Source organism: Serratia marcescens, assembly GCF_006715005.1.
Lineage (GTDB): Bacteria > Pseudomonadota > Gammaproteobacteria > Enterobacterales > Enterobacteriaceae > Serratia > Serratia montpellierensis.
The window spans coordinates 2,933,504-2,955,147 of the sequence record NZ_VFMJ01000001.1; the positions used below are offsets into that span (position 1 = coordinate 2,933,504).

The 21,644-nt window shown below is 62.8% G+C and carries 19 protein-coding genes; 6 read left to right on the forward strand and 13 right to left on the reverse strand.

The window, feature by feature from the left end:
• Positions 1 to 75 precede the first annotated feature (75 nt).
• The gene (ybiO, locus tag FHU12_RS14110) at positions 76 to 2,301 is read left to right on the forward strand and encodes a mechanosensitive channel protein (protein ID WP_141970042.1); all 2,226 of its coding nucleotides are present in this window, start codon (positions 76 to 78) and stop codon (positions 2,299 to 2,301) included.
• Here the strand turns inward: ybiO and FHU12_RS14115 are convergent.
• From FHU12_RS14115 to rlmF, 5 genes are all read right to left on the reverse strand, one after another.
• The gene (locus FHU12_RS14115; RefSeq protein ID WP_141970044.1) at positions 2,298 to 3,308 is read right to left on the reverse strand and encodes an alpha/beta hydrolase family protein; all 1,011 of its coding nucleotides are present in this window, start codon (positions 3,306 to 3,308) and stop codon (positions 2,298 to 2,300) included. The two genes, ybiO and FHU12_RS14115, sit on opposite strands and share 4 nt — an antisense overlap.
• Positions 3,296 to 3,934: a GNAT family N-acetyltransferase gene (locus tag FHU12_RS14120; protein ID WP_141970046.1), complete on the reverse strand. Its 639-nt coding sequence runs from the start codon at positions 3,932 to 3,934 to the stop codon at positions 3,296 to 3,298. The genes FHU12_RS14115 and FHU12_RS14120 overlap by 13 nt, the downstream gene beginning before the upstream one ends.
• 11 nt (positions 3,935 to 3,945) lie before the next feature.
• Entirely contained in the window at positions 3,946 to 4,515 is a 570-nt protein-coding gene (locus FHU12_RS14125) for a TetR/AcrR family transcriptional regulator (protein ID WP_141970048.1), read from the reverse strand.
• A 185-nt stretch (positions 4,516 to 4,700) separates the two neighbouring features.
• Positions 4,701 to 6,005 (reverse strand): methyl-accepting chemotaxis protein, encoded by a 1,305-nt coding sequence (locus FHU12_RS14130; protein ID WP_141970050.1) that lies wholly within the window; start codon positions 6,003 to 6,005, stop codon positions 4,701 to 4,703.
• Between the two features lie 294 nt (positions 6,006 to 6,299).
• Positions 6,300 to 7,265, reverse strand: a complete 966-nt coding sequence (gene rlmF, locus FHU12_RS14135) for a 23S rRNA (adenine(1618)-N(6))-methyltransferase RlmF (protein WP_185742311.1) — start codon at positions 7,263 to 7,265, stop codon at positions 6,300 to 6,302.
• 118 nt (positions 7,266 to 7,383) lie between these two features.
• Here rlmF and FHU12_RS14140 point away from each other — a divergent pair, with 118 nt between their 5' ends.
• The 3 genes from FHU12_RS14140 (at position 7,384) to FHU12_RS14150 (ending at position 9,363) form a co-directional block, all read left to right on the forward strand.
• The gene (locus tag FHU12_RS14140) at positions 7,384 to 8,013 is read left to right on the forward strand and encodes a flavin reductase family protein (RefSeq protein ID WP_141970052.1); all 630 of its coding nucleotides are present in this window, start codon (positions 7,384 to 7,386) and stop codon (positions 8,011 to 8,013) included.
• A gap of 167 nt (positions 8,014 to 8,180) precedes the next feature.
• A complete protein-coding gene (gene bhsA, locus FHU12_RS14145; protein ID WP_060432705.1) occupies positions 8,181 to 8,441 on the forward strand; it encodes a multiple stress resistance protein BhsA in 261 nt (86 codons plus the stop codon).
• Positions 8,442 to 8,727: 286 nt separating this feature from the next.
• Positions 8,728 to 9,363, forward strand: a complete 636-nt coding sequence (locus tag FHU12_RS14150; RefSeq protein WP_101453365.1) for a carbonic anhydrase — start codon at positions 8,728 to 8,730, stop codon at positions 9,361 to 9,363.
• Between the two features lie 62 nt (positions 9,364 to 9,425).
• On the opposite strand, the gene FHU12_RS14155 is transcribed toward FHU12_RS14150, so the two are convergent.
• The 4 genes from FHU12_RS14155 to FHU12_RS14170 are packed head-to-tail and all read right to left on the reverse strand — an operon-like array spanning position 9,426 to position 14,437.
• The gene (locus tag FHU12_RS14155) at positions 9,426 to 11,282 is read right to left on the reverse strand and encodes a M3 family metallopeptidase (protein WP_141970054.1); all 1,857 of its coding nucleotides are present in this window, start codon (positions 11,280 to 11,282) and stop codon (positions 9,426 to 9,428) included.
• Positions 11,283 to 11,328: 46 nt separating this feature from the next.
• Positions 11,329 to 12,288, reverse strand: a complete 960-nt coding sequence (ybiB, locus tag FHU12_RS14160; RefSeq protein ID WP_141970056.1) for a DNA-binding protein YbiB — start codon at positions 12,286 to 12,288, stop codon at positions 11,329 to 11,331.
• 38 nt (positions 12,289 to 12,326) lie between these two features.
• A complete protein-coding gene (locus FHU12_RS14165; protein ID WP_141970058.1) occupies positions 12,327 to 12,956 on the reverse strand; it encodes an FMN-binding negative transcriptional regulator in 630 nt (209 codons plus the stop codon).
• Between the two features lie 56 nt (positions 12,957 to 13,012).
• Positions 13,013 to 14,437, reverse strand: coding sequence for an MFS transporter (locus tag FHU12_RS14170; protein ID WP_141970060.1), 1,425 nt, complete (start codon positions 14,435 to 14,437; stop codon positions 13,013 to 13,015).
• Positions 14,438 to 14,536: 99 nt separating this feature from the next.
• Between FHU12_RS14170 and FHU12_RS14175 the strand changes: the two genes are divergently transcribed.
• Complete coding sequence (locus tag FHU12_RS14175; protein WP_141970062.1) at positions 14,537 to 15,376, forward strand: helix-turn-helix transcriptional regulator; 840 nt, start codon at positions 14,537 to 14,539, stop codon at positions 15,374 to 15,376.
• Here the strand turns inward: FHU12_RS14175 and FHU12_RS14180 are convergent.
• From FHU12_RS14180 to prpB, 4 genes are all read right to left on the reverse strand, one after another.
• A complete protein-coding gene (locus FHU12_RS14180) occupies positions 15,373 to 16,002 on the reverse strand; it encodes a LysE family translocator (RefSeq protein WP_019454632.1) in 630 nt (209 codons plus the stop codon). The two genes, FHU12_RS14175 and FHU12_RS14180, sit on opposite strands and share 4 nt — an antisense overlap.
• Positions 16,003 to 16,081: 79 nt before the next feature.
• The gene (locus FHU12_RS14185; RefSeq protein ID WP_141972990.1) at positions 16,082 to 17,533 is read right to left on the reverse strand and encodes a bifunctional 2-methylcitrate dehydratase/aconitate hydratase; all 1,452 of its coding nucleotides are present in this window, start codon (positions 17,531 to 17,533) and stop codon (positions 16,082 to 16,084) included.
• Between the two features lie 50 nt (positions 17,534 to 17,583).
• The gene (prpC, locus tag FHU12_RS14190) at positions 17,584 to 18,747 is read right to left on the reverse strand and encodes a bifunctional 2-methylcitrate synthase/citrate synthase (RefSeq protein ID WP_089180679.1); all 1,164 of its coding nucleotides are present in this window, start codon (positions 18,745 to 18,747) and stop codon (positions 17,584 to 17,586) included.
• Positions 18,748 to 18,780: 33 nt separating this feature from the next.
• A complete protein-coding gene (gene prpB / locus FHU12_RS14195; protein ID WP_141970065.1) occupies positions 18,781 to 19,671 on the reverse strand; it encodes a methylisocitrate lyase in 891 nt (296 codons plus the stop codon).
• A gap of 369 nt (positions 19,672 to 20,040) precedes the next feature.
• On the opposite strand from prpB, the gene prpR reads away from it, so the two are divergent.
• Positions 20,041 to 21,642 carry a propionate catabolism operon regulatory protein PrpR gene (gene prpR / locus FHU12_RS14200; protein ID WP_141970067.1) on the forward strand — a complete coding sequence of 534 codons (1,602 nt, stop codon included), beginning with the start codon at positions 20,041 to 20,043 and terminating at the stop codon, positions 21,640 to 21,642.
• Positions 21,643 to 21,644: the final 2 nt, after the last annotated feature.

Sequence of the window (21,644 nt, forward strand, 5' to 3'; positions counted from 1 at the left end):
CTTTCCTACTATATTCATTGTTTTCATCGTATTGCTTTTACATCCGCCGATCACAGAACGCCAAAGAGAGGAACAATGCCGCCAAACGCAGACTCCCGACGAGGTTCTCATCTGCGAGAACACCTGCTTTTCCTGCTGCTGTTGCTGACCCTGAGCATCTTCGCACTACCAGCGCTGGCGCAAAACGCGCCGCCCGCGCCCGCCGACAAGAGCGAGCAGCAAAAGGCCGCCTACGCCGCGCTGGCCGATCTGCTGCAGGACGACAAAGCGCGCGCGGAACTCATCAACCACCTGAAACAGGCCGCCGACAATGCCCACGCCGCCGCCCCGGCAACGCCGGAGGAGTCAACGCCGGCCACGCTGAGCGACAGCCTGAACTCGCTGGCGCAGGAAGGCATCGGCACCTTTAACCAAAAGCTCGGCGCGCTGCAAAAGCTGATCGATTCCGGCCCGAAGCGCGTTTTCAATCCCGCCGGCTTTTTCCGCGCGCTGGGCTATTTTCTGCTGACGGTGGCGGTCACCTTTGCGCTGTTCCACCTGATCCGGCGGCTGATCGCACCGCTGTACAAGCGCATGGGCAGTTGGGGGCACAACGCCAGGCTGCAGCGCGGCCCGTGGTATAAGCGCCCCGCCGCCATTCTCGGCGCATTCGCCGTCGATCTGCTGGTACTGCTGCTGGCGCTGGCGGCGGGCAACCTGTTCGCCCGCCACGTCCACGCCGACAGCGCCACCATTCTGCGACTGCAAACCCTGTTTCTCAGCGCCTTTGCGGTGATTGAATTCTTCAAGGCGGTGCTGCGGCTGATTTTCGCCCCTAACTTCGACTATCTGCGCCCCTTCCCCTTCAGCGACCCGAGCGCGCGTTACTGGAACACGCGTCTCGCCTGGCTCAGCGGGCTGATCGGCTACGGTCTGATGGTGGTGGTGCCGGTGGTGGCGGTACAAATAAGCTACCCGGCCGCCGCCGCCGTCAACCTGGTGGTGATGCTGGCGCTGACGCTGTACGCCATTTGGCTGATCCTGCACAACCGCAAGCCGATACAGCGACAGATCAACCTGCTGGCCGAACGGTCGATGGCGTTTTTCAGCGTGATCCTGCGCGGCCTGGGGCATATCTGGCACCTGCTGGCGATCGCCTATTTTCTGGTGTTGTTCGTGCTGTCTCAGTTCGACATCGGCAACAGCCTGCGCTTTATGATGAGCGCCACGGTGAAAAGCCTGCTGGTGGTCGGCGTCGGCGCCCTGCTGTCCGGCATGCTGACCCGCTGGATTTTCCGCCGCATTTCGCTGCCGACCGACGTCAATCTGCGCTATCCGATGCTCGAGCGGCGCATCAACTCTTACATCCCCAACGGGTTGAAGATACTGCGGGTGATGGTGGTGCTGGCGGTGACGCTGTTCCTGCTCGATGCCTGGCACCTGATCAACCTGTACCAGTGGGCGAGCAGCGAAAATGGCCAGCGCACCCTCGGCGGGCTGGTGCATATCCTGCTGATCCTGCTGATCGCCGTGTTCAGCTGGACGCTGATGGCCAGCATCATCGAGCACCGCCTGGCGCTGGAACTCAGCAACGGCGTGCGGCCGAGCGCGCGCGAACGCACGCTGCTGACGCTGTTTCGCAACGTGTTGGCTATCGTTATCAGCACCATTACCGTGATGATCGTACTGTCGCAGGTGGGGCTAAACATTGCGCCGCTGCTGGCGGGCGCCGGGGCGCTGGGGCTGGCCATCAGCTTCGGCGCCCAGACGCTGGTGAAAGACGTGATCACCGGCGTGTTCATCCAGTTCGAAAACGGCATGAACACCGGCGAATACGTCACCGTCAGCGGCATCACCGGCACCGTGGAGCGCATGACCATCCGCTCGATCGGCCTGCGCGACGACTACGGCGTCTATCACATCGTGCCGTACTCTTCGATCACTACGCTGGCCAACTATGCGCGTGAGTTCGGGGTGTATCGCGCCAATTATACCGTCAGCCGCGACGAGGACATCGATCGGGTCAATGAGGTGCTGCATCAGGCCATCGCGGCGTTGAAGCAGGATGAACAGGTGAAACATTTCCTGATTGGCGAGCCGGTCTTCAATGGCGTGGTGGCGCTGGGTGACCGCTCGTTCACCACCCGCGTGACGGTGCGCACGCTGGCGCTGAAACAGTGGGTGGTGCAATACGCCCTCGATCGGCTGGTGAAAATCCATTTCGATCGGGCCGGCATCGGCATGCCGCAGCAGGCGATGCAAATCTCCCGCGCGCCGCAGCCGCACGAAGAACAGGCACCGCCCGCGGCTCCCGGCGGTTAGCGCCCCCTGCCGCAGGGCTGGGCGGCCAGGAAGCCCGCCACGTCCTGCCGGTAGGTATCGTATTGCACCGAGCGCGGGGCAAACAGCCCCACCACGTTGATCAGCCACGGATGGCGGGCGAACAGCGGTTTAATCATCACGTGGTCGGCTTCGTCGATACGCGTCACGGTCAACAGCGAGGCCGGGATCGTTTGCCGATACACACGTTCGGTTTCGTCCACGTCCACGTTGACGTCGCGCCCCCCCAGGATCAGGTGCACCGGCGTGGTGAAATTTCGCAATCCCGCCGTCGCGTCGCTGGCCATGTTGACGCGAATAAAGCGCCAGCGGTCGGCGCTCAATGCGGCGGCGGCGCCAGACTCGCGGCGGTACTGCGCATAGCCGTCCGGTTGTTCGAGCAGCGTTTGGATATGGCGCCAATACGCCTCGCGCGCCTGGATCTGCGTTTCATCATCCCCCGCCGCCGCCATCGCCGCCCGGGTGTTATAGCGCCCCTGTCGCAGCCAGTTGATCGCCGGCGCCAGCGCCAGCGTGAAGGCGATGTCGGGGCGCAAACGCGCCACCTCCGGCATCACCCACCCCGCCTGGCTGGTGCCCCACAGCCCCACGCAGCGTGCATCGAAGCGCCCGTCCCGCCGGGCCCAGTCGATGATATCGGCGGTTTCCCGGGCGCGATCCGCCATGGTCTGATGCAGCCAGTTGCCGCCGGAGCCGCCAACGCCCGGCTTGTCGAAGGATAAAACCGCGTAGCCCTGCTGCGCCATCGCCTCCCAAATGCCGTAATAGCCTTCGTCGCGGCTGGCGTTAGCCGGCCCATCGCCGTGCACGAACACCACGACGCCGGGCTTGACCGGCGCATGCTGCGGCAACACCAGCGTGCCGGTCAGCCGGTTGCCGCCGGCGGTCACCGTGACCGGTTCGGTGACGAAGCGAAAGTCGTTGACGAAAATGACCCAGCCGAGCGCCAACAGAAGCAGCGCCACGCTGCACAGCCCTATTTTGCGCACGTCGCCTCCCCGCCGCGTTTCTCCATCAATACCCAGTCGGCCTGGCCGAAGAGCAGCCCCAACGACGCGTAATGTTCTTCTCTCCGCACCTGAAAACCGCAGCGCCGATACAGGCGCTGCGCATCCACGTTGCGCCGGCTGACGTGCAGGCTCAGGCGCCGGCCCGCGCCTTGTCCGGCGGCGTAGTCATTCATCCACTGCAGCAGTCGCCTGCCCACCCCTTTGCCGCGCTGACTCTCGGCCACCGCCAGGTAGGAAAGATACAGCTCATCGGCCGCCGGGGTGTGCTGCAACACCGCTATTTGCAGATACATGCGCCACACGTTCAGCCAACCATAGCGGCGGCACAGCCGCCAAATCGGCAAGGTGCGCGGACGCCGCCCGGCGTTGTTCTCACCGGCGGCCGCATGGAGGGCAAAGGCCGCCACCACCTGTTCATCCTGCTTCACCACGAAGCTGCGCTCCCGGCTGCCGCTTTGCTGCCAACTCCACAGCCGATAGAACAGACGCCACTGAAGGCGAGGGCTCAGACGGCGCGTGCGCTGGAACTTGTCGCAGAACGCGGCGTAGATCAGCGCCGCCGTTTGCAGGCGGTCAGCATTGCAGTACGGCTCAATGTGCAGCATATCCACCTCAACTAGGCATGCCGGTAGAGCAGCTGTTCCAGCAGCCGCACCGACGCGGTCTCCTCCGGCGCAGGCGACGCAAATATCGCCTGCCGCCAGGCCTGACTTTCGATCACGTCCAGCACCAGCTGCGCCAGCGGTAACGGCGCTATCGCCGCCGCGATCTCACCGGTTTGCTGAGCCTCGGCGATCGTCGTCGCCAGCGCCTCAATCAACTGCCGCTGGTTGGCGCTGAACGGCTCGGCCAACGCCGGGTTGCGCGCGACCTCCGCCACGATCTCCGCCGACAGTTGTACATTGGCCGGTTCAGCAACAAAGGCGTGATAGGCGGTGAAAAAGGCCGACAGCGCCTGCTTCGGCCGCGTTCTGTCGGCCCGCAATCCGGCGACGAGCTCGACGAATACGCCGTTTTCCAGCAGCGCAATTTCGCCGATTAGCGCCTCCTTGCCGGTAAAGTGGTTATAGAGATTGCCGACGCTGACGCCCGCCGCCTGCGCGATATCCCGCATGCTGGTCTGATGAAATCCCTTATGGGTAAAGCTGTGCAGCGCGGCCTCGACGATCCTTTCTCGGTTTCCCATCGGCAACTCCTGAAAGGGTGAAGGGGCGCCTGGCGCCATCGAATCAACATAAATATATGAACGAACGTTCGTTCATATTTAAAGATAGCATAGACCGGCAAAATTGAACCGCGGCTCAACGGCGTGCGAATCGGCGGGAAGATAAAAACGCCGCCCCTGTTTTCGGCGGGCGGCGTGATGAACACTCAGTGCAGCGCGTCGCCCTGCTTCACCGACGTAAACGCCTGCATCAGTTTCACGACGTCATGCATGCCGATGTTGACCTGGTTAATCACTTCCCCGGCGTCATGGGTCAATGCCACACCGCCGCCGGCCTGTTCCACACAGGTCGCCATGCCGGCGATCGCCGCCGCCACGCCTTGCTGGATAGACTTGGTCATGCGTTCAATCTCGGTCGCCGCCTTGCGTGACTGTTCCGCCAGCGTGCGCACTTCGTTGGCGACCACCGCAAAACCGCGCCCGTGCTCACCGGCGTGGGCGGCTTCGATGGAGGCGTTAATCGCCAGCAGGTTGGTTTGGGAGGCGATTTTACGAATGGCTTCGACGATGGTGCCGATCTGCTGAGAACACTTGCCCAGCTCGGTGACCACGTCTGAGGTTTCGCGCGCCGCCGCTTCGACCTGCTGCATGCCCTTCACCGCCTGCTGTACGATGACCGCACCCTGCGCCGCCTGCCGATCGGTGTCGAGCGACAGATGATGCGCGTTGCGCACCATCTCTTCTTCGTGCTGCTGCTGTTGCATCAGCCGGGTGATGTCCTGGGCAATTTTCACCACTTTCACCACCTGACCGTCGTTGTCGAGGATCGGGTTGTAACTGGCCTCCAGCCATACCCGTTCGCCGCGCCGGTTGACGCGCTCAAAACGCCCGGTGATGAACTTGCCGCGCGCCAGGCGCTGCCAATGCCGCCGATAATCGTCGGAAGCGGCGAACTCCGGCGGGCACAGCACCGCATGCGACTGCCCACACGCCTCTTCAAGCCGATAGCCCATCAGCGCCAACATATTGTCGTTGGCGCTGACAATGGTGCCCTGCGGCGTGAAAGCGATCATCGCCATCGATCGATTCAGCGCCGCCAGCAGGCTGCGGTGCTCCTGCGCCTGGGTCACTCGCTCGGTCACTTCGCTGGCGATCTTGACGATTTCCACTACCTTACCCTGTTTATTCAGCACCGGCGCATAGGTGCCCTGCAGCCACACCGCCTCGCCGTTTTTCGCGATGCGCTTTATGGTGTCAGTGATGGGCTGCCCCTTATTCAGCGTCTCCCAATGCTTACGATATAACGGGCTGGCGACATAGTTCGGATCGCAGAAAATACGGTGATGCTGACCTATCACGTCATCGCGTTGAAATCCCAGCGTGCTGAGGAAGAGATCGTTGGCGCGCAAGACCGTGCCGTCTGGCGAGAATACGATCATCGGAACGGCGTGTTCTATCGCGCTCAGTTCGGCGCCTTTGTGGGTAGTTAACTGACTGAATCGTAACAGCATAAGGTGTAGTCCTTGTGGCAGATGATGGCGCTTTTCTTATTTTTTCTGGCCACATGCCGCGCCCACACGCAGACGTGCCATCGCGGAAGGAACGGGCAGCGCCGATCCTTCTGGTTATTGCTCTTAACCGGATTAAATTTATTTATTCAGTAAAGTAATTATTCGAATTTAAATAAACCAACAACCTAAGATTTTTATTATCAAAACTGTATTGAGAATAACGTAAGTGATGAAAATTGAAAGGTAAAATGCGGTTTTTTGTCGGCGCCGGCAGGATAACCGGCGCCGGAAGGATTAACACCAGCGTTCGGCTGCCCAGGCGGCCTGTTGCTCGGCGTCGTGGAAGGTCCAGGCGACGAAGCGGCTGATCTTCTGCCCTTGCGCCATCTCGATGGTACGCACCTCGGCCGCGCCCGCCACCTTCAGCGCATGATAAATGGCCGGCAGCGTAGTGTTTTTCGAGATGAGCGAAGTGAACCACAGGCAGTTGTTGGCCTTGCCGACGCTCTCTTCCACCATCTTGCGCACAAAGGCTTCTTCACCGCCTTCGCACCATAGCTCGTTGTTCTTGCCGCCGAAGTTTTGCACCGGCTTGTCGGCCACTTCCCCTTTGCCCAATTTATGCAGCTTGCGGCGGGTGCTCGCGCGCGCTTCCTGCTCGGACGCGTGGAACGGCGGGTTGCACAGGGTGGCGTCGAATTTCTCGGCCGCGCCGATGATGCCGCTAAAAATCAGCTCAGGCTGTTTTTGCAGCCGCAGACGCACGCTATTGCGCAGCGTCGGGTTCATCTCAACGATCATCTTGGCCGCGTTGAGCGACACCGGATCGATTTCAGACCCGGTGAAACGCCAGCCGTATTCGCGCAGGCCGACGATCGGGTAGATGCAGTTGGCGCCGACGCCGACGTCGAGGATCGCCACGCCCTTGCCGCGCGGGATCTCGCCGCCGTTGCTGGTCGCCAGCAGATCCGCCAGGTGGTGCAGATAGTCGGCGCGGCCGGGGATCGGCGGGCACAGGTAGTCCGCCGGAATATCCCAGTGCTCGATGCCGTAAAAGTGTTGCAGCAACGCACGGTTGAGCATTTTCACCGCCGCCGGATCGGCGAAGTCCACCGAAACATCGCCCCAGGCGTTCGGTTTTACGAACGGTGCCAGCGCCGGGCAGCTGGCGATCAGCGCCGGGAAGTCGTAGCGCGAACGATGACGGTTGCGCGGATGCAGGCCGCTTTTCTGCTGCGGGAAGGTTTTCTTTTTTTCCACCGTGACGGGCTCTCTTGAAGGTATTTCCGGCGCGTAAGATAACACATCCGGCCCGGAATGGCGCAGCGGCGGGAAACCCGGCACAATGAAAGCTTCATCGATTGCCACAGGGTCCCCCATGAGCCGTGAATCTCGCTATTATTATGAACCCGCCGCCGGCCACGGCCTGCCGCACGATCCGCTGAACGCCATCGTCGGCCCGCGCCCCATCGGCTGGATCTCTTCCCGCAGCGCCGCCGGCTTGCGTAATCTCGCCCCCTACAGCTTTTTCAACTGCTTCAACTATCGCCCGCCGATCATCGGTTTCGCCAGCACCGGCTGGAAAGACAGCGTGGCGAATATCGTGGAAACCGGTGAGTTCGTTTGGAACCTGGCGACGCGCCCGCTGGCGGAAGCGATGAACAACAGTTCCATCACCCTGCCGCGCGGTGAGGACGAATTCGCCTTCGCCGGCGTTACGCCGTTGCCCGGGCGCCGGGTCAAAGCCGAGCGCGTGGCCGAAAGCCCGGTGAACTTCGAATGCCGGTTGACCCAATGCATCCAACTGCAAACCGCCGCCGGGGAGCAGGTGGAGACCTGGCTGGTCTTGGGCGAGGTGGTGGCGGTGCACCTCGATCCGGCGCTGCTGGACGAACACGGCGTCTACCAGACCGCCGTCGCCGAGCCTATCCTGCGCGCCGGCGGCCCGACCGCCTACTACGGCATTTCCGAACAGCACCGTTTCGATCTGACGCGCCCGACACGCTGATCGTTTCCCCCGTTTAGGCAGAAGATAAACGGGGGAATTAATAATCAAAAAAATTGAATAAAACTATCAACACTCTCCGATTTCATCCCGCCTGTCACTGCGCAATAATCCTCCCATCGAAAGGCAAACCCCTTTTTCCCTAATTGACTTTGACAGGAATGACGAACATGAAAACCATCAAAACTTTTGCTGCCGCTATCGCCCTGGCCACCGTTTCTTTCACTACTTTCGCCGCTGAACACGTCAGCGCCCAGGATGCCGCCCAATTCGAAAAAGCCGGCGTGATCGTCGCCAGCGGTGCCACCGACCTGAGTAGCCTGACCTCTCAGCTGGCCGCCAAAGCCGATGCGGCGGGTGCCAAAGCTTTCACCATCACCTCCACCAGCGGCAACAACCTGATGCACGCGACCGCGGTTATCTACAAATAATCACCGCCCCAGACGTCAAAAAGCCCGCCGGATATCATCCCGGCGGGCTTTTTTTATGTTCGCGTGCGTCAGCGCTGAATGGGTACGACAGCGAGTTTATTGCCGTCCGCTTCGTCAGCACCCCACGCGTAAACGAACCGGACAATGCAGCCGGAAACGGGTAGAAACCGCGTATTTAATGGGGTTTGCAGGGGGATGAGCACACATTTTTTTACCACCCCATTGCTGGACTAACGGGAGAGGATGATTATCATGTTACGCAGACTACAGATGCAGAGAGCGTTGTATGCAACATATCATTGAAGGTTTCCTCAGTTTCCAGAAAGAGATTTTCCCGCAGCGTAAGGAACTCTTTCGCAGCCTGGCCTCCAGCCAAAATCCTAAAGCGCTGTTTATCTCCTGTTCTGACAGTCGTCTGGTGCCCGAGCTGGTGACGCAGCAAGAGCCTGGGCAACTGTTCGTTATCCGCAACGCCGGTAACATCGTCCCTTCCTTTGGCCCGGAGCCGGGTGGGGTTTCTGCCACCATCGAGTACGCGGTGGTGGCGCTGGGCGTGACTGATATCGTGATTTGTGGCCACTCGAACTGTGGCGCCATGAAGGCTATCGCGTCCTGTCAGTGCCTCGACCCCATGCCTGCCGTTGCCCACTGGCTGCACTACGCGGATGCGGCCAAAGCGGTGGTCGAGAAGAAAACCTGGGATAACGAAACAGACAAAGTTAACGCTATGGTTGAAGAGAACGTCATAGCTCAGCTAAATAATATCAAAACCCACCCTTCTGTGGCGGTGGGTCTGCGCAACAGTGGGCTGCGCCTGCACGGCTGGGTGTACGACATCGAAAGCGGGGAGATTCGTACGCTGGATAGAAACACCAAGAGTTTCATTTCTCTGGCCGATAATCCCGACGTCTATTTCGAATAAAATAGCGCCGGTTTTAGCCATTAAATAAAATCCACGCCGCGGCGTGGATTTTATTGTCAGCCTTAAACCTGGCGCGCCTCTATCGCCGCGGCGAAGTCGTGGCACATCCGTTCATCACCGTCGGCGTTGTCCGCCAATACCGTCTCGCCATCCACCACCCGGATGTGCGCCTCCAAATCGAAATCTGCCGGCGGCTGCGGGCGCCTGGCCGCGGCCGCCATCGTTTGCTGCGCCTCATGCCACGCCTGCGCCACCGTCTGGTTGCACGCCTGCGCCAGATAGTCCGGATTGAATCCTTCGCCGGTCAGGCTACGCAACGTGTCGTCATGGCTGACGCTGTTGCCCGGCAACCAGTAGTGTTGCGCCAGATCCGGGCCGATGGCCGGGTTGTCCGTCAGGTAGCCGTCGCGCTGCAGGAAGAAGTGACGGGTTTGCTCTACCGCCATCATCGCCAGCAGATAGCCCTGGTAGGAACAGGCTGACTCCAGCGACAGCAGGTGCGGGATCGCCAGCGTCGGGCGCGGGCTGCCGCTGATGCCAAGGATCTTTTGCTCGACCTCGCGCGCCAGCGCGGTGATGGCTTCCGGCGTTCGCTGCGCGTCATCCCACTGGTACAGCGCCCACTCGAAGTACGGCACCAGCAGGATGTGGCGTTCGTTGAACGCACGCATCGGCTGGCGCGCCGCGATGCCGGCTTCGATCAGCGCATCGGGCACCGCTTCGCCGGCGGCGTTTTTCGCATAGCGTTTCAACCAGTCGGCATCGTCCAGCAGGCTGTCGCAGAACATCGACTGAGTTTCGGCATAGGCCATCGAGGTCGGCGGGAACTCCTGCGAGAAGCACGGCGCATTCTGGCGAATGTTGGCGAAGTGCGCCGCATGGCCGCCCTCGTGGAACAGCGTGTTGAGCCCGTAAGCCCCGCTGCCCACCTGCCCCGGCTGCGCCAGGCTGGTGAAGTTGATGCGCGCCGGCACCCATTCCCCCTGGCGCACAAACGGCGGCACCGGGCCGTGCATAAAGCCGTTCTCATACTTGCCTTTGCGCACCAGCAGATCGAGATTCATCTCGGCGCCGCCAAAGCCGATGTGCAGGCGTTTGAAGCTGTCGACCCAGCGTTCCAGCGAACGAGAAAACGGGAAGTAAGGATCCAGTTGACGGGTGACGTCGCCGGCGCTGGCGAAGCGCACGTTCCACGGCTCCAGCGCCTGGCTGCCCTTGTCGGCCGCCAGCTGTTGCAGGCTGCGCGCGTTGGCCTCGCGGGTTTCCCGCTCGAAGCGATCCAGAATGGCGAACAGCTGCTCCGGCGTCATGCGCTCGGTTTTGTTCACCTTGTAGTCGAAATAGTTGCGATAACCCATCTGGCGCGCAAAGCGGTTGCGCAGGCCAATCAGCTCCGGCAGGCCGTTATGCAGCAGCCATTGCTCCAGGTCGCGCAGCGCCTGCTGCGAGCTGCGGCGGTAGTCTTCATTCGGGTTGGTCGCCTGGTTGGTCAGCAGCTCGCCGAGCGAGGCCGCCACCCGCTGGCCGTCGGCGTTCAGGTGCGTGACCTGATAGCCCTTGCGGCGCGAGTAGAGATCGGATTCGGCATGAATGATCTGATCCAACAACGCCTGCGCCTGCGGATCTTCAATGGCGTTACAGTCGAAGAAACGCAGCCAACCTTGCAGGCCGTGGATCAGCGCATCGCGCTGCGCCTCCTGCGGCAGCGCTTCCAATCCGGCCAGCAGATTGCGGATCTCGGCCAGCCGGCGCGGTTCGGCGATAAAGCGCTTATAGGCGCTTTCCGCGGCGGAAAAGCGCGCCGACACGTCTTCACCGCCGGTGCCCATGTAGTTTTGCCAGAACAGCTCTTCTTTGGCGCGGTGAACGTCGAGGTAATCCTGGTTCAATTGATTGAAGTAATCGAGAGCCTGTTGCATAACCGTCCTTCTCAGCCGATGAGGAAATATCCCAGTATAGTCGCGCTTAGGCCTGACGCAGCCGCTGCAGCCCCTGCTCGAGCGTCTCGCTCTCGCCGGCGGCCACCAGACAACAGGCGACCTGCCGCTGGATGGCCTGCGGGATCGCCACCTCGCCCGCCAGGCAGCGCTCGGTCCAGCGTGCGGTGGTTTCCGCGTCTTTCGCCGCCGGCAATGCCGGCGTTTCATCCTGCAAGGTGCGCTCCAGCAATACGCGCTGTTCGCCGCCGGCAATATAATGAATCTGCGGGCAGCGCAGCGGGTTGGCGTAGGCTTCGCCTTCGGTGCCGTGCATCAACAGCCCGCGGGCGCCGATCTGGCGGAAAAACGACGCCACCCGGCCAACATACTCCGGGTGAGAGACGCTGGCGAGGCGCAGCGCATCCTGTTCGCCGAACGGCGTCGCCAGCTTGGCCAGCGTATGGGCGCTGTTGCGCACCCCCATGCGCCAACGCAACCCGAGCTGCCGCGCCAGCGGCGCCGACAGCGCGGAAATCGGCATGAATACCGCCTCGCCGTTATCGAGGCGCTGCTGGGCATGAGCGGCCTGTTCCGACCACGGCAGCCCCAGGGCATGGAAAATCTCGGCGCTGGTCACGCGGGTGCTGTCGTCCAGAATACCGTGCACTACCACCGGCAGGCCCACTTTCGCGAGCAGCAGCGCCAGCAACGGCGTCAGGTTGGCCTGCTTGCGCGCGCCGTTGTAGCTCGGCAACACCACCGGCAGCGGCCGCCCCTGCGGCGCCTGCAGCGGCAAGACCTGCTGTTGCATCGCCTGGTAGAAGCCCAGCATCTCCTCTTCGGCTTCGCCCTTGATGCGCAGCGCGATCAGAATGCCGCCCAGCTCCAGCTCGGGGACCTCTCCAGCCAGCATCGCCTGATACAGCTCAAAGGCGGTCTGCCGATCCAGATCGCGCGCATGATTTTTGCCGCGGCCTATTTCTTTGATAATTTTGGTGTAATCCATCCGAAGGTTCCCTCAGCTCACTCTTCGGTTAGCATACCCTATCCGCGCCGCCGCTCAACCTCCGCCGCCAACCGCCGCTGCGCGTCATCGCCCTCGCGCAGCCCGGCGATCACCCCATCTGCATCGTCGGCGCTGCGGTTTTGGCTCATCTTCCATTTGCCTTCGCGCCGGGTGACGGCGATCTCGATACCGACAATGCCTTTAAGCTGCGCGGCGATGTAGTTGGCCGGCGCATCATCGAGCCGCCAGGGCGCCGGGCGGCGCCCTTCCTGCTGCGCGGTCAGATCGATCAGTTGGCGGCGCAGCCAGGCCGGGTCGTCCATCACCGTCGGTACGCCATACAGCTGCACCATGCTGTAATTCCAGGTCGGCACCACCTTGCCGGTCTGGCGTTTGCTCGGGTACCAGCCGGGCGACACATAACCTTCCACGCCCTGAAAAATTACCAGGCATTCCGCCGCATGCTGCAGCCGCCGCCAGTGCGCGTTGGCGCGCGACAAGTGCGCCCGCAGCCGGATTTTCCCCTGTTCGACATCGGCCAGAAACGGCAGCGGATCGGCCGTCAATCCCTGTTCGCCGTGGCTGACCAATAGCCCCAATGGGTGGGCGCGCACCAGCGCCAGTTGGGCATCCAGATCGTCTTCGCGAAATGCGGCGGGTTGAAACATCAGTGTGGCTCCTTACGCTCTCTCATGATGACGACAGTAAAGCACCTGCCGACGGCCTACTTAAGATCCGCTTTCTGAGTATTTCGAGTGATCCGGTTTAACAACAGCAGGGCAATGTCCATCGCCACCAAATTACAGAGCATCGCGCCGGCAAAGGCCTGGGCATAGCGCTCCGCTGCGCCGCCGCTCGCCAACAGCGGCACAAAACCGACGCCGCTGACCACGATGCCCAGCGCGCCCCCCACCTGCTGCACGGTGGCAACCAGACCCGCCGCCATGCCCGCCTGCCGCTCCGGCGCCAAACCGAGCACCAGATTCAGCAGCGGCGTCATGCTCAGCGCCTGACCGAACCCCAGCACCACTAACCCCGGCAGCAGCCGCAGCGGATGCGCCAGCGCCTCACCCCACAGCGCCTGCGCCATCAATAGCGCCAACCCGGCGGCGTAAATCGCCACGCCCACGCTCAGTACGCCATTACCCCAACGCAGCGCTAACCGGGGCGCCAACATCGAGGCCAGCATGAAGGCCGCGCTGGCCGGGGCGAACAGACTGCCCGCCTGAAAAGGCGTCAGCCCCGCCCCCGCCTGCATCAGCAGTGCGAAACACAAGAAAAACGAGGAAGCGGTGGCATAAATCGCCAGCACCACCGCCATACCCGGTGCGAAGCCCGCCTGACGGAACAGCGCCGGATCGAGCACTGCATCGCCGCCGCGCTGCGCCAGACGGCGCTCCCAACGCAGGAAGCCCCACAGCGTCAGCATCGCTAACGCCAACATCGGCGCTATCCACCACGGCCAGCCGCGCGCTGGCCCCTCCAGCAGCGGCAGCAGCAACAGCGACAGGCCGGTCGCCGCCAGCCACAGGCCAACGCCGTCCAACCGCTGCGCCTGCGCCACCCGCGATTCGGGAATGCACCGCGCCGCCCACAGCGCCAGTGCGCCGATCGGCAAATTGATCAAAAAGATCATGCGCCAGCCGCTGCCGAACAGGTTAGCCTCGATGATAAATCCGCCGAGGATCTGGCCAAAGATCGCCGCCAACCCCAGCGTCATGCCCAGCCAGGCGAAAGCGCGCCGCCGCTGTTGCGGCGCGTACAGCACCCGCATCAAGGCGTAAATTTGCGGAAACAGCAACGCCGCCGTCGCCCCCTGCAGAATACGCGCGGCGATCAACAGGCTGAGCGATCCCGCCAACCCGCACAGCAGAGAACTCAGCGCGAATCCCAGCATGCCGAGGCTGAACAGACGCCGACGTCCGAAGCGATCGCCCAGGCGCCCACCGGCGATCAGCAGCACCCCAAACGCCAACTCATAACCGGCGACGATCAAACCGACACCGGCGAAATCGGCGGCGAACTGCCGCTGGATCACCGGCGCCGCCACGTTGACCACAAACAGATCGAACACCGTGACGAACCCGCCCAACAGCAGCACCGGCAGGCCGGGCAGCCCTCGCCGCTCACGAGATAATGAATGTTCCATACCACCTCCAGAGATTATGATGGCCGCAGTATGGAACAGGGTTTAAACTGTTACTATATAGCCATTTATACTATTACTAACAGCAACAGGACGGCCGCCATGCCCCCACGCACCCTCGAACGCACCCGCCACGAACTGGCGGACTTTCTGCGGCAAAAACGAGAACAGCTGTCGCCGGAGGCGGTCGGTTTGCCGAGCGGCAGCCGCCGCCGCACGCCGGGATTACGGCGCGAGGAGGTCGCGGCGCTGGCCGGCGTCGGCCTCACCTGGTACACCTGGCTGGAACAAGGCAGGGAAATCAATGCGTCGGTGGCATTTTTGGAAAACCTGGCGCGGGTGCTGCAGCTCGACGCCGCCGGCCGCTACCACCTGTTTTTATTAGCGCATCAGCGCCCGCCGGTGCCGGTCGGCCATCAGTGGTGCCAGGTCTCGCCGCTGGTGCGGCGCCTGCTGGACGATCTGACGCTGCGGCCGGCTTACGTCATGAACCTGAGTTGGGACATCATCGCCTGGAATCCGGCGGCGCAGCGGCTGTTCGCCATCGACGAACGTCCGACGGAAGAGCGCAACATGCTGTGGATGCTGTTTGCCGATCCGCAGCTTAATGAACGCCTGCTGGAGTGGCAGGCGCAGGCGCCGCAGATCCTGGCCAGCTTCCGCCGCGACTATGCCCGTGCGCCGGAGGATGAGGTGATGCGCCAACGGGTACAGGCGCTGGAGCGGGTGTCGCCGCCGTTCCGCCGGCTCTGGCGGCAGCACGATATCCACGGGCGCTGCCAGGGGCGACGCAGCTTCATCGTCCCGGAGATCGGCCCGGTCACCTTTGACCACGCCTCTTTTATCGTCGACGAAGAGAATCACCTGCGGCTGGTGATGTACAGCGCGCTGCCGGACGAACCGGCCAGCGCGGCGTTTGAAGCGCTGCTGCGCGAGGGTTAACGACGGCTGTCGAAAATGAGTTTGCAGGCCAGCCCGGCGAACACCCCGCTCAGCAGGTAGTTCGGCCAGCGGGCGCTGAAACGGCGGCCGGCAAAGCGGCTTTTCATGCCGCTGACCGCCAGGATCACCCCGCCGTTAATCAGCAACCCCACCAGATTCAGCACCGTCGCCAGCGCCAGCATCTGCACGACCACCGAGCCGGCGCGCGGATCGATAAACTGCGGGAACAGCGCCAGCACGAACAGCGCCATTTTCGGGTTGAGGATGTTGGTGAACAGTCCCTGACGGAAAATGCGCGCGGTCGGCACCGCCTGCAACCCGGAGGAAGCCTGCAGACTGCTGCCGGATCGCAGCGTTTTCCACGCCAGGTAGAGCAGATAGGCGGCGCCCAACATTCTCACCGCGTCGTAAGCCAGCGGCACCGCAACGAACAGTTGCGACAACCCCAGCGCCGCCGCCAGCGCGTGGCAGTAAGTACCGAGCTGAATACCCGCCAACGAAGCGAAACCGGCACGCCGCCCCTGGCTGACGCTGCGCGAAGCGATCAGCAGCATATCCGGGCCGGGGGTCAGCGCCAGCGCCACGCAGGCACCGGAAAACAACAACAGCGTTGCGGCATCAATCATGAATCACCTGATAAGAAGACGGACGGGAATGGAGCGTCCATCATAGCGACGCCGACATGGCTTGTCAGCGCCACTTACCTCAGATCACCCACAAATCGAGATACTCGTTGACCGGCATCTGCGCCAACCGCTGCCGGTCCAGCGACACCTCGAGAATGCGCTGCTGCTGCCGGGCCGGAAACTGGCGCGCCAGGTTGATTTTGAACTTCTCGATCAACAGCGGGATACCCTCTTCGCGCCGCCGCGCATGGCCGATGGGGTACTCCACGGCCACCTCATCCAGACGGCTGCCGTCGGCGAACTCCACCGTCAGCGCATTGGCGATCGAGCGTTTTTCCGGATCGTGATAATCGTGGGTGAAGGCGGGATCTTCGTGGCAATGGATCTTGCCGCGCAATGCATCAATGTGCGGATCCTCGGCCACCCGATCCTCGTAGTCCCCCGCCGTCAGCCGGCCGAACAGCAGCGGGATCGCCACCATATACTGAATGCAGTGATCGCGATCCGCCGGGTTATCCAGCGGCCCCTGCTTGTCGATAATGCGCAGGCAGGCCTCGTGGGTGCGGATGCTCACCCTGGCGATGTCGGCGGCGGTTTTGCCGGCAGCCTGCATCTGGCGGTGCAGCGTCATGGCCGCCTCCACGGCGGTCTGGGCATGGAACTCCGCCGGGAACGAAATTTTAAACAGCACGTTCTCCATCACATACGCGCCGTACGGCCGCTGGAAGCGGAAAGGCTTGCCGTTGAAAGAAACGTCGTAAAACCCCCAGGTCGGCGCCGTCAACGCCGAGGGGTAGCCCATTTCGCCGGTGGCGGCCATCAGCGCCAGTCGCACCGCGCGGGCGGTTGCATCCCCCGCCGCCCAGGATTTTCGGGTGCCGGCGTTCGGCGCGTGGCGATAGGTACGCAGCGACTGCCCGTCCACCCACGCCAGCGACACCGCATTCAGGATCTCCTCGCGGTTCAGGCCGAGCAGCTGTGCCACCACCGCGGTGGACGCCACCTTCACCAGCAGCACGTGATCCAGTCCCACCCGGTTGAAGGCGTTTTCCAGCGCCAGACAGCCCTGGATCTCATGCGCCTTGATCATGGCGATCATCACCTGCCGCATGGTCAGCGGCGCCTTGCCTGCCGCCACCGCCTGGCGCGAGAGCCAGTCGGCCACCGCCAGGATCCCGCCCAGGTTATCCGACGGGTGGCCCCACTCCGCCGCCAGCCAGGTGTCGTTGAAGTCGAGCCAGCGGATCATGGCGCCGATATTGAACGCCGCCTGCACCGGATCCAGCTGGAAACGGGTGCCGGGCACCCGGCTGCCGTTCAGCACCTCGGCGCCCGGCACCACCGGCCCCATCAGTTTTTTGCAGGCCGGATAGCTCAGCGCCTCCAGCCCGCAGCCGAGGGTATCGAGCAGGCAATAGTGAGCGGTGCGGTACGCCGCCGGGGTATCGACGGCCTCTTTCATCACATAATCGACGATATCGACCATTTCGCGATCGAACGGCGGACGGCGGGTATTGGCAGACTCAAGCATCATGATTCCCAAAGGCTCCAGAGTGAAAATGACACGATAACGATCGGCGCTCAGCGCTGATCCAGCGGTACGAACGCCCGCGCTTCCGGCCCGGTATAGTTGGCGGACGGGCGAATGATTTTGTTGTCCTGCCGTTGCTCGATGATGTGCGCCGACCAGCCGCTCACCCGCGCCATGACGAACAGCGGCGTGAACATTTCGGTGGGCACCCCCAGCTGGTGGTAAGACACCGCCGAGAACCAGTCGAGGTTGGGGAACATGTTTTTGGTGTCGTGCATCACGCTTTCCAGCCGATCGGCGATGTCATACAGCTTCATCGCGCCCGCTTCCTGCGACAGGCGCAGCGCGATCTCTTTGATCACCTGATGGCGCGGATCGGAGACGGTGTACACCGGGTGCCCGAAGCCAATCACCACCTCTTTGTTGTCGATGCGGCGGCGAATGTCGGCTTCCGCTTCGTCCGGCGTTTCATAGCGTTGCTGGATCTCCAGCGACACCTCGTTGGCGCCGCCGTGCTTCGGCCCGCGCAGCGCGCCAATGGCGCCAACGATCGCCGAATAGACGTCGGATCCGGTGCCGGCGATCACCCGGCCGGCGAAGGTCGAGGCGTTGAATTCATGCTCGGCGTACAGGATCAATGACGCGTGCATCGCCTGCTCCCAACTGGCGGAAGGCGCCTCGCCGTGCAGCAGGTGCAGAAAGTGGCCGCCGATGGAATCGTCGTCGGTCTCCGGCTGAATGCGCTCGCCGTTGTGGCTGTAGTGATACCAATACAGCAGCATCGATCCCAACGATGCCAGCAGCCGATCGGCGATATCACGTGCGCCGGCCGCGCCGTGCTGCTCTTTTTCCGGCAGCGTGCAGCCGAGGGCCGAAACGCCGGTGCGCATCACGTCCATCGGGTGAGACGCCGCCGGCAGCGCCTCCAGCACCGTGCGCACGCTGGCGGGCAGGCCGCGCAGCGCTTTGAGACGGTGTTTATAGGCCTGCAGCTCGTCGCGGTTGGGCAACTTGCCGTGGATCAGCAGGTGGGCGACCTCTTCAAACTCGCAGTGGCGCGCGAGGTCGAGGATGTCGTAACCACGGTAGTGCAGATCGTTGCCGCTGCGCCCTACGGAACACAGCGCGGTATTCCCGGCGGGCACGCCGGATAACGCCACGGATTTTTTCGGCTTAACGCCAGTCGGGCTTTGCGGGGGGATCGCTTGGCTCATACTGTCCTCATTTGGCTTCTGCGTGAATAGCGCCTATTCGTCGCGCTGGCGAGCAAACAGGGCGTCGAGTTTCTCTTCAAACAAATAGTAGTTGATGCTTTCATACAGCTCGTTGCGGGTCTGCATGGTGTCGATGACGCTTTTCTGCGTGCCCTCCTCGCGCAAAGTGCGGTACACCCGCTCCGCCGCCCGGTTCATCGCCCGGAAGGCCGACAGCGGATACAGCGCCATATCCACCTGGGCGCTGCGCAGCTCCTCGGTCGTAAACAGCGGCGTCGCGCCGAATTCGGTAATGTTGGCAAGGATTGGCACCTGCGTCGCCTCGGCAAAGCGGCGGTACATGCCCAGCTCGGTGATCGCTTCCGGGAACAGCATGTCGGCCCCGGCCGCTACGTAAGCCTGAGCGCGCTCGATGGCCGCCTCCAGCCCCTCCACCGCCAGCGCGTCGGTGCGCGCCATGATCACGAAGTCCGGATCGCTGCGCGCATCCACCGCCGCCTTGATGCGATCCACCATCTCTTCGGTGGAGACGATGGCCTTATTGGGCCGATGGCCGCAGCGCTTGGCGCCGACCTGATCTTCGATATGCAGCGCCGCCGCCCCGGCCTTGCTCACCGAGCGCACCGTGCGGGCGACGTTGAACGCCGAAGCGCCGAAACCGCTGTCGACATCCACCAGCAGCGGCAGCGGGCAGACGTCGGTGATGCGGCGGATATCGGTCAACACATCGTCCAGCGTCGAAATGCCCAGGTCCGGCAATCCCAGCGAACCGGCCGCCACGCCGCCGCCGGAAAGATAGATGGCCTGGAATCCGGCCCGCTGAGCCAGCAAGGCATGGTTGGCATTGATCGCGCCGGCGATTTGCAGGGGTTTTTCTTTACTCAGGGCCTGACGAAAGGCGAGCCCGGGTGAGCGCAGCGTCATGACGTTTTCTCCGATTAGCCAGATGAAACAGACAGAGCAAGGAGCGGGCCAGGTTGCACTTCGGTGGGGGAAAAATTAAAAACGATAAAAATAAGTGAGTTACAACATATTCAGCGCCATTGGCCTGGCAAAGGGATAAAAAACGTTTCAGTTAACGTTTCAATCGTTGTTTCACACAGTAAATTTGAAACATAACTGAAACCGGGCTACACCTATACCCTAAATAATTGGAGCTGCATCAAGGCGGCAAGCCTGTAAGCCCTCAGGAACATAGACAACTCTGTGACTGGGGCGCACAGGCGCAGCCAACAAAGAGGCGGCTTCAAGTATGACGGGTATAATGCAGCCACTTTCATTCGGTAACTCATCATGAGCGATCACATCACGCCGCCCCGCACGCCGGACAAGCCGGTGATCTGGACCGTCTCCATCACCCGCCTGTTCGATCTGTTCCGGGATATCAGCCTCGAGTTCGATCATTTGGCGACCATCACCCCGATCCGCCTCGGCTTTGAGGAGGCGGTGCAGCATATCCGCGCTCGCCTGGCGACCGAGCCTTGCGACGCCATCATCGCCGCCGGCTCCAACGGCGCCTACCTGAAAAGTCGCCTGTCGGTGCCGGTCATCCTGGTCAAGCCCGGCGGCTTCGACCTACTGCAGGCGCTGAGCAAGGCACGCAGAACCGCCGATCGGATCGGCGTCATCACCTATAAAACGCCTCTGCCCGCACTGATGGAGTTCCAGCAGACCTTCGATTTGCCGCTGGAACAGCGCAGCTACGTCACCGAAGAGGACGCCCGCGGCCAGATCGCCGAGCTGAAAGCCGCCGGCATTCAGGCCGTGGTCGGCGCCGGCCTCATCAGCGATCTGGCGGAAGAGGCCGGGCTCACCGCCATTTTCCTCTATTCCGCCGCCACCCTGCGCGCCGCCTTCAGCGATGCATTGGACGTAACGCGCCTGATGCTGGGCGGCAGCAAACGCGGGGGCGATTACGCCGCGCGCAATACCCTCCAGCCGCGCTATGGGCTGGGCGATTTGCAGGGCGGGTCTCCGCAGATGGAGCAAACGCGGCGCACCATCATGCTGTACGCCCGCTCGCCGGCGGCGGTATTAATTGAAGGAGAAACCGGCACCGGCAAGGAGCTGGCGGCGCAGGCGATCCACCGGGAATACTTTTCCCGGCGCGGCGCACCGTCCAGGGGGGCGACGCCGCCGTTCGTCGCCATTAACTGCGGCGCCATCGCCGAATCGCTGCTGGAGGCGGAACTGTTCGGCTATGAGGAAGGCGCCTTCACCGGCTCACGGCGCGGCGGCCGACGCGGGCTGCTGGAAACCGCCAACGGTGGCACCCTGTTTCTGGATGAGATCGGCGAGATGCCGCTGCACCTGCAAACGCGACTGCTGCGCGCGCTGGAAGAGAAAACCATCACCCGGGTGGGCGGGCAACAGCCGGTAACGGTCGACTTTCGCGTCATCAGCGCCACCCACAACCACCTGGAGCAGGCGATTCAACGGGGCGACTTTCGCGCCGATCTGTTCTACCGCCTGAGCGCCCTGCGGCTGCAGCTACCGCCGCTGCGCGCGCGCGGCGACGATATCGCGATGCTGGCGGAGCACTTTCTGAAACAGTCGCTGGCGGCGCTCGACGTGCCGCTGACGGAGCCGCTGCGCGCCGCCCTGGCCGGCTGTTACGCCGCGCTGAGTCATTACGCCTGGCCCGGCAACCTGCGCGAACTGCGCAACATGATGGAACGGGTGGCGCTGATGTTGAGCACCGGCGCAGCGCCGAGCGGCGAGACGCTGAGGTGGCTGCTGCCGGAGCTGGCGACGGCCACGCCGCCCGAGGCGCCGGCGGTGCCCGTCTCCGCTCATGAAGCGCTGGCGCGATGCGGGGGGGACCACGCCGCCGCCGCCCGGTTGCTCGGGATCAGCCGCACCACCTTATGGCGCCGGTTGAAGCACCCGGCCTGAGC

Coding starts and splice junctions, on each gene's coding strand:
- FHU12_RS14180 (WP_019454632.1), bottom strand. CDS start 16,002: ATGATTGATGCCGCAACGCTGTTGTTGTTTTCCGGTGCCTGCGTGGCG.
- FHU12_RS14150 (WP_101453365.1), top strand. CDS start 8,728: ATGCAACATATCATTGAAGGTTTCCTCAGTTTCCAGAAAGAGATTTTC.
- prpC (WP_089180679.1), bottom strand. CDS start 18,747: ATGAGCCAAGCGATCCCCCCGCAAAGCCCGACTGGCGTTAAGCCGAAA.
- FHU12_RS14170 (WP_141970060.1), bottom strand. CDS start 14,437: ATGGAACATTCATTATCTCGTGAGCGGCGAGGGCTGCCCGGCCTGCCG.
- FHU12_RS14140 (WP_141970052.1), top strand. CDS start 7,384: ATGAGCCGTGAATCTCGCTATTATTATGAACCCGCCGCCGGCCACGGC.
- FHU12_RS14130 (WP_141970050.1), bottom strand. CDS start 6,005: ATGCTGTTACGATTCAGTCAGTTAACTACCCACAAAGGCGCCGAACTG.
- prpB (WP_141970065.1), bottom strand. CDS start 19,671: ATGACGCTGCGCTCACCCGGGCTCGCCTTTCGTCAGGCCCTGAGTAAA.
- FHU12_RS14165 (WP_141970058.1), bottom strand. CDS start 12,956: ATGTTTCAACCCGCCGCATTTCGCGAAGACGATCTGGATGCCCAACTG.
- FHU12_RS14155 (WP_141970054.1), bottom strand. CDS start 11,282: ATGCAACAGGCTCTCGATTACTTCAATCAATTGAACCAGGATTACCTC.
- ybiB (WP_141970056.1), bottom strand. CDS start 12,288: ATGGATTACACCAAAATTATCAAAGAAATAGGCCGCGGCAAAAATCAT.
- FHU12_RS14125 (WP_141970048.1), bottom strand. CDS start 4,515: ATGGGAAACCGAGAAAGGATCGTCGAGGCCGCGCTGCACAGCTTTACC.
- bhsA (WP_060432705.1), top strand. CDS start 8,181: ATGAAAACCATCAAAACTTTTGCTGCCGCTATCGCCCTGGCCACCGTT.
- ybiO (WP_141970042.1), top strand. CDS start 76: ATGCCGCCAAACGCAGACTCCCGACGAGGTTCTCATCTGCGAGAACAC.
- prpR (WP_141970067.1), top strand. CDS start 20,041: ATGAGCGATCACATCACGCCGCCCCGCACGCCGGACAAGCCGGTGATC.
- FHU12_RS14175 (WP_141970062.1), top strand. CDS start 14,537: ATGCCCCCACGCACCCTCGAACGCACCCGCCACGAACTGGCGGACTTT.
- FHU12_RS14120 (WP_141970046.1), bottom strand. CDS start 3,934: ATGCTGCACATTGAGCCGTACTGCAATGCTGACCGCCTGCAAACGGCG.
- FHU12_RS14185 (WP_141972990.1), bottom strand. CDS start 17,533: ATGCTTGAGTCTGCCAATACCCGCCGTCCGCCGTTCGATCGCGAAATG.